Annotated in this window: 14 protein-coding genes; 11 read left to right on the top strand and 3 right to left on the bottom strand. The window is 60.8% G+C overall.

Going from position 1 to position 14,978, the window contains the following annotated elements; all coding sequences use genetic code 11:
• Positions 1-23 precede the first annotated feature (23 nt).
• Positions 24-1,940 (bottom strand): sigma-54-dependent Fis family transcriptional regulator, encoded by a 1,917-nt coding sequence (locus tag ACODTD_RS16090; protein ID WP_201818757.1) that lies wholly within the window; start codon positions 1,938-1,940, stop codon positions 24-26.
• A 299-nt stretch (positions 1,941-2,239) separates the two neighbouring features.
• On the opposite strand from ACODTD_RS16090, the gene exaC reads away from it, so the two are divergent.
• From exaC to ACODTD_RS16145, 11 genes are all read left to right on the top strand, one after another.
• Positions 2,240-3,760 carry an acetaldehyde dehydrogenase ExaC gene (gene exaC / locus ACODTD_RS16095; RefSeq protein WP_201818758.1) on the top strand — a complete coding sequence of 507 codons (1,521 nt, stop codon included), beginning with the start codon at positions 2,240-2,242 and terminating at the stop codon, positions 3,758-3,760.
• A gap of 201 nt (positions 3,761-3,961) precedes the next feature.
• Positions 3,962-5,332: an ethanolamine permease gene (gene eat / locus ACODTD_RS16100; protein WP_011336115.1), complete on the top strand. Its 1,371-nt coding sequence runs from the start codon at positions 3,962-3,964 to the stop codon at positions 5,330-5,332.
• 80 nt (positions 5,333-5,412) lie between these two features.
• Positions 5,413-6,807, top strand: a complete 1,395-nt coding sequence (locus tag ACODTD_RS16105) for an ethanolamine ammonia-lyase subunit EutB (protein ID WP_201818760.1) — start codon at positions 5,413-5,415, stop codon at positions 6,805-6,807.
• Positions 6,804-7,637, top strand: coding sequence for an ethanolamine ammonia-lyase subunit EutC (eutC, locus tag ACODTD_RS16110; RefSeq protein ID WP_373423147.1), 834 nt, complete (start codon positions 6,804-6,806; stop codon positions 7,635-7,637). Before ACODTD_RS16105 ends, eutC begins: the two co-directional genes overlap by 4 nt.
• A gap of 116 nt (positions 7,638-7,753) precedes the next feature.
• Positions 7,754-8,215 (top strand): GNAT family N-acetyltransferase, encoded by a 462-nt coding sequence (locus ACODTD_RS16115; RefSeq protein WP_007958617.1) that lies wholly within the window; start codon positions 7,754-7,756, stop codon positions 8,213-8,215.
• A 227-nt stretch (positions 8,216-8,442) separates the two neighbouring features.
• Complete coding sequence (locus tag ACODTD_RS16120; protein WP_011336118.1) at positions 8,443-9,093, top strand: DedA family protein; 651 nt, start codon at positions 8,443-8,445, stop codon at positions 9,091-9,093.
• 4 nt (positions 9,094-9,097) lie between these two features.
• Positions 9,098-9,910, top strand: a complete 813-nt coding sequence (locus ACODTD_RS16125) for a M90 family metallopeptidase (protein WP_201818762.1) — start codon at positions 9,098-9,100, stop codon at positions 9,908-9,910.
• Between the two features lie 114 nt (positions 9,911-10,024).
• Positions 10,025-10,552 carry an inorganic diphosphatase gene (gene ppa / locus ACODTD_RS16130; RefSeq protein WP_007933577.1) on the top strand — a complete coding sequence of 176 codons (528 nt, stop codon included), beginning with the start codon at positions 10,025-10,027 and terminating at the stop codon, positions 10,550-10,552.
• 221 nt (positions 10,553-10,773) lie between these two features.
• A complete protein-coding gene (locus tag ACODTD_RS16135; RefSeq protein WP_011336120.1) occupies positions 10,774-11,514 on the top strand; it encodes a S24 family peptidase in 741 nt (246 codons plus the stop codon).
• Positions 11,515-11,956: 442 nt separating this feature from the next.
• Positions 11,957-12,196: a type II toxin-antitoxin system RelB/DinJ family antitoxin gene (locus tag ACODTD_RS16140; RefSeq protein WP_285357863.1), complete on the top strand. Its 240-nt coding sequence runs from the start codon at positions 11,957-11,959 to the stop codon at positions 12,194-12,196.
• Positions 12,186-12,482 carry a type II toxin-antitoxin system RelE family toxin gene (locus tag ACODTD_RS16145; RefSeq protein WP_169432089.1) on the top strand — a complete coding sequence of 99 codons (297 nt, stop codon included), beginning with the start codon at positions 12,186-12,188 and terminating at the stop codon, positions 12,480-12,482. Before ACODTD_RS16140 ends, ACODTD_RS16145 begins: the two co-directional genes overlap by 11 nt.
• 59 nt (positions 12,483-12,541) lie before the next feature.
• Here the strand turns inward: ACODTD_RS16145 and ACODTD_RS16150 are convergent, their stop codons facing one another.
• Positions 12,542-13,354, bottom strand: coding sequence for a YfaP family protein (locus tag ACODTD_RS16150; protein WP_489105007.1), 813 nt, complete (start codon positions 13,352-13,354; stop codon positions 12,542-12,544).
• Positions 13,355-13,357: 3 nt separating this feature from the next.
• Positions 13,358-14,977, bottom strand: coding sequence for a DUF2300 domain-containing protein (locus ACODTD_RS16155; RefSeq protein WP_489105008.1), 1,620 nt, complete (start codon positions 14,975-14,977; stop codon positions 13,358-13,360).
• Position 14,978: the final 1 nt, after the last annotated feature.

Here is a 14,978-nt window from a genome sequence, read left to right on the forward strand (position 1 = left end):
ACCGCATCCTCGTTTTCGGTGGCTCAAGCGGTTCGGGCAATCCCGTGCTTGCGCAGCTTTCTATAGAGCGTATTGCGGCTGACGCCCAGTTGCTGCGCCGTGAGGGTCATGTGCCAGCGCGAGTGTTCCAGCGCATTGAGCAACGCCAGTCGCTCGGCATCTTCCAGCGGTTGTGCGGATGACGCTTCATCGGCTTTTACCAACAGTGGCTGAACCTGCCGAAACATCGCGGGCAGATCATCCAGCCCGATCCGCCCTTCATCGCACAACGCCGCCAGCGTGCGCAGCACATTGCGCAACTGCCGCACATTGCCCGGCCAGTTGAACCGCAGCAACGCCTGGCGCGCCGGTTCTTCGATCAGAATCGTTTCCCCGCCCGCCTCTTCGGCCAGCAGAAAATCGAGCAGCTGCGATTTGTCACTGCGCTCGCGCAATGGTGGCAGCGCCACTTCCAGCCCGTTGAGCCGGTAGTAAAGGTCTTCACGGAAACTGCCATCGCCGACCCGTTCCAGCAGATTGCGGTGGGTGGCGCTGATGATCCGCACGTTGACCGCTTCCGGCTCGCCGCCAATCGGCACCACTTGCCGGTCTTCCAGCACCCGCAGCAGACGGGTTTGCAGAGCCAGCGGCATGTCGCCGATTTCATCGAGGAACAGCGTGCCGCCATCGGCCTGCTGCAACTTGCCGCGCATACCGTCCTTGCGCGCGCCGGTGAAGCTGCCGCCGCGATAGCCGAACAGTTCGCTCTCGATCAGGCTTTCGGGAATCGCCGCGCAGTTGAGGGCAACGAAGGCTTTGCCGGCACGTTGACTGGCGTTATGCACAGCCTTGGCGAACGCTTCCTTGCCGGAGCCGGTTTCACCATTGATCAGCAGCGGAACGTCACGCTCGAACACCCGCAGCGACTTGCGGAAATCCGCCTGCAACGCCGCATCCCCCAGGCAAATCCCGGCAAGACGCGGCGCTTCCACAGGCGCGGGAGCTGGCGCGACCGGCAGCGGCCGGCGGGTCTCACCGCGCAGCACCGCAAACAGATGCCGCCCGTCACGGGTGCGCAGCGGCCAACTGGCGCTGGCATTGGCACTGGCACGCCCGAGCAACTCATCCAGCGAACAATCGAAAAACGCCTCCACCGGTTTGCCCAGCAAACCACCGCGAATATGGCCGAGCAGGTTCAAGGCACTCTGATTGACCGCACTGATCCGCCCTTCCCCGTCAAACGCCAGCAACCCTTCGCTGAACAGCCCGACGGACTCGGCCTGAAGATGGAATCGCAACAGCCATTGGTTATCGAAACAGCGCAGGAAATAACAGCTCTCGATCATCTTCGCCGACAAATTGACCAGCGCCATGGTGTGGAACTGGCTCTGCCGCGAGACGTCAGGCCGGGCCGAGGAAACATCAAGCACCGCCAGCAGTTCGCCGTGCGGGTCGAACACCGGGCTCGCCGAGCAGGTCAGGCCGGTATGGCGGCCGCGAAAGTGTTCATCCTGATGAATCGTCAGGGCCTGACGTTCAACGAGGCAAGTGCCGATCCCGTTGGTGCCCTCGCAGGCCTCGCTCCAGTCGGAGCCCAGCCACAGGCCGGCGCGTTCGAAAATCTTGCGTTCGGCGGGGGCGGTGACGCAGTTGAGGATCACCCCGCGTGCGTCGGTCAGCAGTACCGCATGGCCGGCGCCGGAGAGTTGTTGATGCAGGCTGCTCATTTCATTGCCGGCGATCTGCAACACCTGTTGCAGCCGTTCGCGGCTTTCGAGGACACGACCGTGTTCTAGCACGGTCGGCGCCATGGTCAGGGCCGGGTCGAGGTGATAGTCCTCAAGACAACGCAGCCACGAGCGGGCAATCGACGGGTCGGCACCGGGGCCATGCAGGTGCGGCTTGCCCTGGGTGACGGTGAGAACCTGTTGGGCATGGCGACTCAAATGGTTGTCGTGCATTTCTTATTATTCTCCCCGAGGCTCATCGGCCCATGCGTGAAGTGGTGCCCAGCATCCTCCAGCCAACCGGTCTTTGCAATGCTGGCAAGACCGCCCGGTCACGGGTTGTGCCAGAAGCGGTACAAACTGTCACCCAGGCTGTACCAATACCGCCACAGACGCTTGCCACTTGTCCGACACAAATCTCGCAAAGCCTTGATTTGCCTGACCTGCACGGCAGTGGCCCGACCTTTGCTCTACGCTTATAGCAAGCGCTCATGCGCGTCTCTCTGATAAGTACAACAGCCAAGGAGAACATCATGCGTTACGCTCACCCCGGTACTGAAGGCGCCAAAGTCTCGTTCAAGAGCAAGTACGGTAACTACATCGGCGGCGAGTTCGTCGCGCCTGTCAAAGGTCAGTACTTCACCAACACCTCGCCAGTAAATGGCCAGCCAATTGCCGAATTCCCGCGTTCCACGGCCGAAGACATCGAAAAAGCTCTGGACGCCGCCCATGCCGCTGCCGATGCCTGGGGCTCGACTTCCGCCCAGGCCCGTTCGCTGATCCTGCTGAAAATCGCCGACCGCATCGAACAGAACCTCGAAACCCTGGCGATCACCGAAACCTGGGACAACGGCAAAGCCATCCGCGAAACCCTCAACGCCGACATCCCGCTGGCCGCCGACCACTTCCGTTACTTCGCCGGGTGTCTGCGCGCCCAGGAAGGCAGTGCTGCCGAGATCGACGGCAATACCGTCGCCTATCACATTCATGAACCGCTAGGTGTGGTCGGCCAGATCATCCCGTGGAACTTCCCGATCCTGATGGCCGCGTGGAAACTCGCCCCGGCCCTGGCCGCCGGCAACTGCGTGGTGCTCAAACCTGCCGAGCAAACCCCGCTGGGCATCAGCGTGCTGCTGGAACTGATCGGCGACCTGCTGCCGCCGGGCGTGCTCAACGTGGTGCAAGGGTTCGGCAAAGAAGCCGGCGAAGCCCTGGCCACCAGCAAACGCATCGCCAAGATCGCCTTCACCGGCTCGACTCCGGTCGGCTCGCACATCATGAAGTGCGCCGCCGAAAACATCATTCCGTCCACCGTTGAGCTGGGCGGCAAGTCGCCGAACATCTTCTTCGAAGACATCATGCAGGCCGAGCCAAGCTTCATTGAAAAAGCCGCCGAAGGCCTCGTGCTGGCGTTCTTCAACCAGGGCGAAGTCTGCACCTGCCCTTCCCGCGCACTGGTTCAGGAGTCGATCTATCCGCAGTTCATGGAAGCGGTGATGATGAAGGTCAGCCAGATCAAACGTGGCGACCCGCTCGACACCGACACCATGGTCGGCGCCCAGGCGTCCGAGCAGCAATTCGACAAGATCCTTTCGTACCTGGAAATCGCCAAGGGCGAAGGTGCCGAGCTGCTGACCGGCGGCAAGGTGGAAAAACTCGAAGGCAACCTGGCTTCCGGTTACTACATCCAGCCGACCCTGCTCAAGGGCACCAACAAAATGCGTGTGTTCCAGGAAGAAATCTTCGGCCCGGTGGTGAGCATCACCACGTTCAAGGACGAAGCCGAAGCCCTGGCGATCGCCAACGATACCGAGTTCGGCCTGGGCGCCGGCCTCTGGACCCGCGACATCAACCGCGCCTATCGCATGGGCCGCGCCATCAAGGCGGGTCGCGTGTGGACCAACTGCTACCACCTGTACCCGGCGCACGCCGCGTTCGGCGGGTACAAGAAGTCCGGCGTCGGCCGTGAAACCCACAAGATGATGCTCGACCACTACCAGCAGACCAAAAACCTGCTGGTGAGCTACGACATCAACCCGCTGGGCTTCTTCTAAAAAACCGGGCGACACCGAACTATCGATGTCGCCCTTTTAATCCCGATGACAATCCTTGGCCTGGCCGCTCTGGCACGGGCCTTGCGTACCCGTCATTCAGGATTTGCCTGAACACTGCCGCTGCGTGAACAGCATCCACCCACTCAACCGCTGCACCCGAAAGTCCAACAGATCGAACAATAAAAAAGACAGAGAGGACTTATGACTTCCACCACACAGCTCAAACCCACACTCGGCACCCTGCACCTCTGGGGCATTGCCGTCGGCCTGGTGATCTCCGGCGAATACTTCGGCTGGAGTTACGGCTGGGGCACAGCGGGAACCCTGGGTTTCCTGGTCACGGCCCTGATGGTCGCGACCATGTACACCTGCTTTATCTTCAGTTTCACCGAGCTGACCACCGCGATTCCCCACGCGGGCGGGCCGTTTGCCTACAGCCGTCGGGCGTTCGGCGAGAAAGGCGGATTGATCGCCGGCATCGCCACCCTGATCGAATTCGTGTTTGCCCCGCCCGCCATTGCCATGGCCATCGGCGCCTATCTGAATGTGCAATATCCGGGGCTCGATCCCAAACTCGCGGCGGTCGGCGCGTATTTCGTGTTCATGACCCTGAACATCCTTGGCGTCAGCATCGCCGCGACCTTTGAGCTGGTGGTGACCGTGCTCGCCGTCGCCGAACTGCTGGTGTTCATGGGCGTGGTCGCGCCGGGCTTCAGCTTCAGCAACTTCGTTTTGAACGGCTGGTCAGGCGCCAATGAATTCACGATGGGTTCGATTCCGGGCATTTTCGCGGCGATTCCCTTCGCGATCTGGTTCTTCCTCGCCATCGAAGGCGCAGCCATGGCGGCCGAGGAAGCCAAGGACCCGAAACGCACGATTCCACGGGCCTACGTCAGTGGCATCCTGACCCTGGTGTTCCTGGCCATCGGCGTGATGGTGATGGCCGGCGGCGTCGGCGACTGGCGCCAACTGTCGAACATCAACGACCCGCTGCCGCAGGCGATGAAAGCGGTGGTCGGCAACAACTCGACCTGGATGCACATGCTGGTCTGGATCGGCCTGTTCGGGCTGGTGGCGAGTTTCCACGGGATCATCCTCGGCTACTCGCGGCAGTTCTTCGCCCTGGCCCGGGCCGGTTATCTGCCCAAAGGCCTGGCCAAGCTCTCGCGTTTCCAAACCCCGCACCGGGCGATCCTGGCCGGCGGCGTGGTCGGCATCGCGGCGATCTACAGCGACGGCCTGGTCAATCTGCAAGGCATGACCCTGACGGCGGCGATGATCACCATGTCGGTGTTCGGCGCCATCGTGATGTACATCATCAGCATGCTCAGCCTGTTCAAACTGCGTAAAACCGAGCCGAACCTGGAACGCACCTTCCGCGCACCGGGCTATCCGGTGGTGCCGGCCATCGCGCTGTTCCTGGCCGTAGTGTGTCTGGTGGCGATGGCCTGGTTCAACACGCTGATCGGCTGTGTGTTCCTGGGTTTCATGGCCGCCGGCTACCTGTACTTCCAGTTGACCGCCAAGCAACGCTCCGAAGCACCGGCAGACGCTATGCTCGAAGGTATCTAAACGCTAACTGAGCTGCACCGGCATCGGGCCTCGGGCTCGGTGCCCGCACTAAAAGCATTCATTCAGGAGGAACGCGCCCCATGGCCGCATTTGCCCATACCGTCGGCGCCCAGACCTACCGCTTCGACAGCCTCAAGGACGTGATGGCCAAAGCCAGCCCGGCGCGCTCCGGAGACTTCCTGGCGGGGGTCGCCGCGCTTAACGATGGGGAGCGAGTCGCCGCGCAAATGGCGCTGGCCGACATCCCGCTGACACATTTCCTGCAGGAAGCACTGATTCCCTACGAATCCGATGAGGTCACCCGACTGATCATCGACAGCCATGACAAACAGGCCTTCGCAGTCGTCAGCCATCTCACGGTTGGCGGCTTTCGCGACTGGCTTCTGAGCGAAGCGGCCGATGAGCAGAGCCTGCGCGCCCTCGCCCCCGGCCTGACACCGGAAATGGTCGCTGCCGTGTCGAAGATCATGCGCGTGCAGGATCTGGTGCTGGTGGCGCAGAAGATCCGCGTCGTCACCCAATTTCGCGGCACCCTCGGCCTGCGTGGGCGGTTATCCACAAGGCTGCAACCCAATCACCCGACCGACGAACCGTCCGGCATCGCCGCGAGCATTCTCGACGGTCTGCTGTACGGTAACGGCGACGCGATGATCGGCATCAACCCGGCCACCGACAGCATCGCCTCGATCTGCGCAATGCTGGAAATGCTCGACGCGATCATCCAGCGCTACGACATTCCGACCCAGGCCTGCGTGCTGACCCACGTCACCACCTCTATAGAAGCGGTCAACCGTGGTGTGCCGCTGGATCTGGTGTTCCAGTCGATTGCCGGCACCGAAGCGGCCAACGCCAGTTTCGGCATCAACCTGAACATCTTGCAGGAGGGTTATGAAGCGGGCCTGAGCCTCAATCGCGGCACACTCGGGCAGAACCTGATGTATTTCGAAACCGGCCAGGGCAGCGCCCTGTCGGCCAACGCCCACCACGGCGTCGATCAACAGACCTGCGAGACAAGGGCCTACGCCGTGGCGCGGCATTTCAAGCCGTTTCTGGTGAACACCGTCGTGGGATTCATCGGCCCGGAATACCTCTACAACGGCAAACAGATCATCCGCGCCGGCCTCGAAGATCATTTCTGCGGCAAGCTGCTCGGCGTGCCGATGGGCTGCGACATCTGCTACACCAACCACGCCGAAGCCGATCAGGACGACATGGATACCCTGCTGACCCTGCTGGGTGTGGCGGGGATCAACTTCATCATGGGCATCCCCGGCTCCGACGACATCATGCTCAACTACCAGACCACCTCGTTCCACGACGCGCTCTACGCGCGCCAGACCCTGGGCCTGAAACCGGCGCCGGAATTCGAACAGTGGCTGGCGAAGATGGGCATCTTCACCCAGGCGGACGGCAAGGTCCGCTTTGGCAACAACCTGCCGCCGGCCTTCCGCCAGGCCTTGGCGCAACTGGGATGAGTCAGATGGAAAAACCGCCCGTCGATCCGCAAAACCCATGGCTGGAGCTGCGTCGTCTGACCCCGGCGCGCATTGCCCTCGGTCGTACCGGCACCAGTCTGCCGACCCGTGCACAGCTGGATTTCCAGTACGCCCACGCCCAGGCGCGGGACGCCGTGCATTTGCCGTTCGATCACGCCGCGCTGAGTGCTCAACTGAATGAACGCCAGCGTGAAAGTCTGCTGCTGCACAGCGCGGCGGTGGATCGCAACAGCTACCTGCAACGCCCGGATCTGGGGCGCAAGTTGAGCGATCAATCGGCGCAAACTCTGCGCGAATACGCCCAGGCGCATCCGGGCGGTGTGGATCTGGTAATTGTGGTGGCGGACGGTCTCTCGGCGCTGGCGGTGCATCGGCACACCCTGCCGTTTCTCACCCGCCTGGAGGAACAGATGAGCGCCGATGAATGGTCGACTGCACCGGTAGTGCTGGTGGAACAGGGTCGAGTGGCGATTGGCGATGAAATCGGCCAGTTGCTGGGCGCGAAAATGGTCGTGATGCTGATTGGAGAGCGTCCGGGCCTCAGTTCACCGGACAGCCTGGGTTTATATTTCACCTACAATCCAAAGGTCGGCCTCACGGATGCTTACCGCAACTGCATCTCCAATGTGCGGCTGGAAGGGCTCAGCTATGGCATGGCGGCGCATCGCTTGCTGTATCTGATGCGCGAAGCCTGTCGGCGCCAGCTGTCGGGCGTCAATCTGAAGGACGAAGCGCAGGTTCAGACGCTGGAATCGGAAGCCGGTACAGACATGAAGAGTAATTTCCTACTCGATCCGCCCCCAGCCTGAACCGTTTCCGCATTGCCTTTCTGCGCCGGTTTCAGGCAGGATCGATGCACGGCCGCCCGGGTTTCCCATCGCCGTCAGAGCACGTGAAGACAGACACTTGAAGGACGAGACCTACCATGCGGATTATCCAAGCGACCCTCGAACACCTGGATTTGCTGACCCCGTTGTTCGTTAAGTACCGCGAGTTCTACGGCTCCCTGCCCTATCCGGACTCGTCCCGGGCCTTTCTCGAAAAGCGCCTGCGACGCAAGGAATCGGTGATCTACCTGGCCCTGGCCGATGACGACGACAAGAAACTCATGGGCTTCTGCCAGCTCTACCCGAGCTTTTCCTCCCTGTCGCTCAAGCGCGTGTGGATCCTCAACGACATCTACGTCGCCGAAGACGCCCGCCGCCAGCTGGTAGCCGACAACCTGATCCGCACCGCCAAGAAAATGGCCAAGGAAACCCAGGCCGTGCGCATGCGCGTCTCCACCAGTGCCGACAACGAAGTGGCGCAGAAAACCTACGAATCCATCGGATTCAAGGAAGACACCGAGTTCAAGAACTACGTGCTGCCGATCAGCGACGAGCTCTGATCCCGGGGTGTCCTGCGGGGAGGGAGCAGACGCCCTCCCCAAAATGAATCCCAACCCGACATTTATTCACACCGACATCCCCCGCTACAAAACCAACGCGCTTTTCACCTCTCAAACCGTATAATCCCGAGCTTTCCGGCTTGTAAGAAAAACTACACCCGCTTGTAGGCTTACACGAAGTCATCCGCACAGGTCTGCCGAGTCAGGCCGTCACCACAGGTGCCTCCATGGATTTCAACCCGCTCGACCTTATCCTGCATCTCGACGTTTATCTCGACCTGCTGGTGAACAATTACGGGCCATGGATCTACGCCATCCTGTTTCTGGTGATCTTCTGCGAGACCGGTCTGGTGGTAATGCCATTCCTGCCGGGTGATTCCCTGCTGTTCATTGCCGGTGCAGTGGCTGCAGGCGGTGGCATGGACCCGGTATTGCTGGCGGGCCTGCTGATGCTCGCGGCAATCCTGGGCGACAGCACCAACTACGTGATCGGGCGAACGGCCGGTGAAAAACTGTTCAGCAATCCAAATTCGAAGATCTTCCGCCGCGACTATCTGCAACAGACCCACGACTTTTACGACAAACACGGTGGCAAGACTGTAACCCTGGCGCGCTTCCTGCCGATCATCCGCACCTTTGCCCCGTTCGTCGCCGGTGTCGCGAAGATGCCTTACCCGCGCTTCTTCGGGTTCAGCGTGTTCGGTACGGTTCTGTGGGTCGGCGGTCTGGTGACGCTGGGCTACTTCTTCGGCAACGTGCCGTTCATCAAGAAGAACCTGTCGCTGCTGGTGGTCGGCATCATTCTGCTGTCGCTGATTCCGATGATCATCGGCGTGGTTCGCAGCCGTTTCGGCGGCACCAAAGCCCAATCGCACTAAGCCGATGTGGTCGCTGAGCGCCTGGCGCCGCCGGCGCATTCTGGCCAGACACCCGATTGCCGACGAACTGTGGCAGCGGGTGCGCCATCACCTGAGTTTTCTCGATGGCATCACTGCCGCAGAAGACCAGTGGCTGCGCGAAGCCAGCGTGCTGCTCCTCGAAGACAAACACCTGACCGCACTGCCCGGCGTCGAACTGCACCAGGAACAACGCCTGCTGCTCGCCGCCCAAGCCCAATTGCCGCTTTTGCATCTCGGCGATCTGAACTGGTATCAGGGTTTCCACGAAATCGTCCTCTACCCCGACGATTTCCTCAGCCCCCAGCGCCATCGCGATGCCAGTGGTGTCGAACATGAGTGGGACGGCGAACACAGCGGCGAAGCCTGGCAGCAAGGGCCGATCATTCTCGCCTGGCCGGGCGTGATGGCCAGTGGTGGCTGGGAAGGCTACAACCTGGTGATCCACGAACTGGCGCACAAACTCGACATGCTCAACGGCGACGCCAACGGCCTGCCACCGCTGCACGCCGACATGCGGGTCAGCGACTGGGCGGAGGTGATGCAGGCGGCCTACGACGACCTCAACCGCCAGCTCGACCGCCATCCCGACGCCGAAACTGCCATCGACCCGTATGCCGCCGAGAACCCGGCCGAATTCTTCGCCGTTACCAGCGAGTACTTCTTCAGCGCTCCGGATCTGCTGCACGAGGCTTATCCACAGGTGTATGCGCAGTTGCAGCTTTTCTACCGCCAGGATCCGTTGGCGCGTCTGAAGCAACTTCAGGCCACCGACCCGGTCTATCAGGCTCACGAGTAAAGGTCTGCACGACTTCCGGTACGTGGCGTCCACGGCAGAATATGCCTATAATCGCCGCCACTTTTTGGTCAATCCGGCCAAGTGTTTTTGGTCAACTAACGGGGGCAACGCCCAATGAGCTACAGCAAGATTCCGGCTGGCAAAGACCTGCCGAACGACATCTACGTCGCGATCGAGATCCCGGCCAACCACGCGCCGATCAAATACGAAATCGACAAAGACAGCGATTGCCTGTTCGTTGACCGTTTCATGGCCACCCCGATGTTCTACCCGGCCAACTACGGTTACATCCCGAACACCCTGGCTGACGACGGTGATCCGCTGGACGTGCTGGTCGTAACCCCTTACCCGGTTGCTCCAGGTTCGGTGATCCGCGCGCGTCCAGTCGGCATCCTGAACATGACCGACGACGGCGGCGGCGATGCCAAAGTCATCGCAGTTCCACACGACAAGCTGTCCCAGCTGTACGTGGACGTGAAGGAATACACCGACCTGCCAGCCCTGCTGATCCAGCAGATCGAGCACTTCTTCGCGAACTACAAAGATCTCGAAAAAGGCAAATGGGTGAAAATCGAAGGCTGGGACGGTGCAGACGCCGCCCGCGCCGCGATCACCAAGTCGGTTGCTGCCTACAAAGGCTAAGCCTCGCGACCTGCGACACGCTTGAAGAAAACCCCGGTTGATCCGGGGTTTTTTGTGCCTGCCCGGCAGAGGCTTAAACAGCCTGTTTATGGCGGCCTACAGAAAGGTTTTAGTCTGTGTAATTTCCCACAAGCACGCCTTACATCCCGTCGCAAAATTTGCCCTTATTTTGAACGCAAGGTTTATTCAAACCGCTCTAGGCCGGTCGTAGACTCGTGTTTATGAGAAAGAACACTAGCGGTCCAAGATTCAAGGCACTCCTGGAAGCTGCGAACATCACCACCACGGGATTCGCAAAGTTCTGGGGCACGGAAGCCCAAAACGTTCATAACTGGTACACCCGGGGCGTACCCGCGTACCGCATGGAAGAAGTCGCGCGCCTGCTGTCCGTCAACAGCCAATGGCTGAAGACCGGCGAAGGCCCGAAAGACGCCCCGCACCTGCATACGGAGTCGGGCGACATCCTCGATGCCCATGCCATTCGCGGCGTCTACACGGTGCTAGAAACCAACGACATCGAATTGCCGCTCTACAAAGAAACCCCGGTCGCCCCCGGCTCCGACAAAACCCATGTCATAAAAGACCCGGAGCAAACCATCCGCCTGCCCCGCAGTCACCTCGAAACACTGGAAATCCGCTACACCGACGCCATTTGCACCCACATGATCGGCAACAGCATGGCCGAGAAAATCGAAGACGGCTCCACCCTCGCCATCGACCGCGGCCTCACCCAGGTGGTTGACGGCGAAATCTACGCCATTGAGCACGACGGCATGTTGCGTATCAAATACCTGCACCGCATGCCCGGCAACGCCCTGCGCCTGCGCAGCCACAACAGCGCCGAATACCCGGACGAGATCTTCCGGGCCTCACAGATCGAAGAGCAGAGGATTCATGTGTTGGGGTGGGTGTTCTGGTGGTCGACGCTGGGCAAGCGGCGGCCGGTGGTGCCGTTTCTCTGATCCTCCATCACTCCCGGCCCCAGCACAGAACGTTGTAGGAGCGGGCTTGCCCGAGAAGAGGACCGGATACCCGGTACAAACCTCTGTTTTCTGCCGCAGAAATCGCTCTATTCCGCACTTGAGACTGGGAATCCCCAACAAAACTCAGTATCCTGCGCCCCACATTCGCGCATCGACCCGCCAAGCGGCCCAGATGACGCCTGACGCGGCAGACCACTGTCTGACCAAGTCCCACAGCCGGACGCAAGATCCGGATGTACGTTTTGAAGGCTGGCGCGGTTTACCAAAAATAAACCAAGCCAGTCCCCGAGAAGCCGGCCACAAGCCGGCTTTTTAATGCCTGCTGAAAAGCCAAACCTACCGTCCGAAATCTGAATCGCCGCTTGCCGGATACCAAACGCGCTAGTACCGTAAAGACAAACGTCATTACAGGTAACTCATCATGGCATCCATCAACATTCGTATCGACAACGAACTGAAACAGCGCGCCTTCGCAGAGCTGGAAAAGCTCGGGCTGACGCCCTCAGAGCTTCTGCGCCAAACGCTTCAATACGTCGCGGACCGGGGCAAACTACCATTCAAAGCGGCATTGATTAGCGAAGAAGATGAAGCGCTTATCGCCGTGGTCACTGAACGTCTTGCCGCTCCTCAGCGAGTCAAGGTAAGTCTGGATGACCTATGACCTCGAGTTTGATCGTCGTGCATTGAAGGAATGGAACAAGCTGGGCGATACGATTCGCGAGCAGTTCAAAAAGAAACTCGCCGAGGTTCTCAAGAATCCTCGCATAGAAGCCAACAGGCTTCGCGAGCTGCCAGATTGCTACAAGGTGAAGCTGAAAAGTGCTGGATATCGCCTGATTTATCAGGTGATTGATCACGAAATTGTGGTGTTCGTAGTCGCTATCGGAAAGAGGGAGCGAGAGGCGGCTTATGACACTGCACAGGATCGACTGTCGTCCCAACCCTGAGCCAGTTAATCATCAGGATCAATTCTGAAATTGGGCAGCAACCTGCTGCCCAATTACCCTCACGGATAACTGAACGACTTCACCAACGTCAATTCCCCCACCGCCCGCATCGGCACGATGAAAGTCTCCATTTTCTCGCTAGGCGTCCCCTCCTCCGTAATCACCGTCACCTGCGCGGTGGTCAACGGCTGCACCGCCTCTTCCCCACCCTCATCATCACCGCGATACCCACCGCCAAAATAATTCACATACACCAGATACTGCCCCTTGATCGGCGCCGGCATGGCGAAGATTTCCGGGCCGTATCCGGTGGTCACGTCGACATCCAGAGCAGCGCCATTGGGGGCAACGCGATCGCCATACCAGATGTGCGCGCCATCAGGCGTGACCAAGTGCAGGTCGAGGTCAGTGCCATCGCTGTCCCACGCCAGCAACACCCGCAGTTTTGCCGGAGTAGCGCCGCCACTGGTGTTGAGGAACTGCGTGCGGTGCCGTTGCTGGCCGTCCGGGCTGCGGACTTCGACGCTGTTGCTGCCGTTGGGAAAGGAGAACGGGCGGTCGAAGCGGCCGCTGTCGTCGATTTTCAGCGGCATGCTGACGCCGTTGACGATCAGGCGGCCGGGCTCTCTGTTTTTCGGTGTGGCTTTGATTTCCCCGCTGATGCGGGCGGTGTTGGCCTGGCTGAGCGGGGTGTTCACCGAGGAGGCCGGGTAGTTGACGGTCTGGCGAAAGCTCTCGCCCTCGCCTTCAGGCGCGCCGCTGCGCCAGCCGCCGACCGGGGTGTCGAGTTTGACGCCGTCAGCGGCGATCACCGGCGAAACCGCGGTAAATGCACAGAGCAACAGCAAGACCTGTGGATAACGGAGTGTCATGGTCTATTCCAGCAAAAGGTGACGGGCGAGCCCTTCGATATAGGTTTCATCCTGGCCATTGGGGTGTGCTTCAAAGGCCAGGTGCAGGTATTCGTGAGTCAGGTCGAGGCGGTCCTGCAAGGACAACACGCCGCGCACATAGATGCGCTGGCGTTCGCGGTCGACGAAGGGGCGGCCGAAGGCGAGTTTGCAGACGGCGAACGTGCTGACTTCGTTGTAGCCGGTTTCGCTTTCCAGCCTGGGACGCCAGCCGCGCCGCTGTTTTTGCAGCCAGTCCTGCGCAGCAGGTAGCGCTTCGCAGGACGCCACCGGGTTGTCCCAACGGCTGAGGCTGGCGCGCGGGTAGGCGTGCAGCAGAATCGCGTCGTAACGCTGGCCGGCACTGGCTTGTTCGACCGCTTGTTGCCAGGCCAGTTTGTCCGGGCCGGGCTGATCGGAGTGATAGGTGATGGTACTGCCGGCCAACACCAGATCCGCCGTCCATGCGGCGATGTTGCGGGATTCGGCGGAAGCAGGACGCGGGGCGACGCGTTGGCGGGTGCTGCTGTCGTCGATGCTCAAACATTCGCCGTTACGCGTGGCGTTCTGCAGCAGATACGTGCGGATTGCCACGGCCAATGCTTTGGCCGCTTCGTGCGGTTCCGGTTTGGCTTCACGCTCCAGCACACGGGCGACGTACTCTTCACGATCCAGCCGCGCCACAAGCTTGTCGTTGAGCAGAAACAGCTCGCCGTCGCTGTGGATATCCAGCGCATTGCCGTTGGCGAATTCGACGCGGTAATCACCCTGCAACGGGCCGGAGGTCACCGCTCGATTACCGGCCAGAACCCGCGAAACCGGATATCGCGAGAACAGTCCGACTTCGACACAACGCCCTGCTTCCGCCGGCCACGATGTGGGTAACACCGTCGCCAACGCCGAACCGTAACGCCGCAAAACCATCTGACTGGTGCCCCGGCCACCGGCCCAGATCGGCGAGCCGTCCGCCGTCCAGCCAGCGAATCCACCCTGGCGTGATTGAGGGTCCTGATCGCCGAGCCAGCTCCAGGTCTTCACCCGCAAGCGTCCGCCGAGCTCACCGACGACATTGCCGTCCGCCGCGTTCAGCACCACGTCGAGCAGCACACGACGCATCTGATCCTGAGCCGGCAGCCAAGACAGAACCTTCAGCAAGTCAGCCACGGACACCCGAGTAGCCGGCTGCACCGATGGCAGGTCCAGCAACCACGACGGCGCCTGTCGCGCCTGCCAATAGGTTTTCCAATCGCCAGCGGTGATGCCCAACCGCGCCGGCTCGAAATACAGCCCGCAGGATTTCACCAGCGCCTGATCACGCTCGATCTTGCCGCCCGCGGTGCAGCAATAGACTTCTTCCTTCGACTGCCCGCGACATTCATAAGCAGGCTCCCGCGCACCGGTATCCACCAACCACGCATAAACGAACAGCTTCCACAGACTGCCCAGCGGTGTCTCCAGCGACGAAGGCATTGGCTCGCGCGCCGTCAATTGCGAGGTATTCAGCGACAGCAGTTCGCCCTTGTAGGCCACGCGCAACGGCTCATCCTGCGCCATCGCCAGCGCAGGAATCACACACATCAGCAGCCAGACCAGCGGCCGGGTCATG

The organism is Pseudomonas sp. FG35 (genome assembly GCF_057809295.1).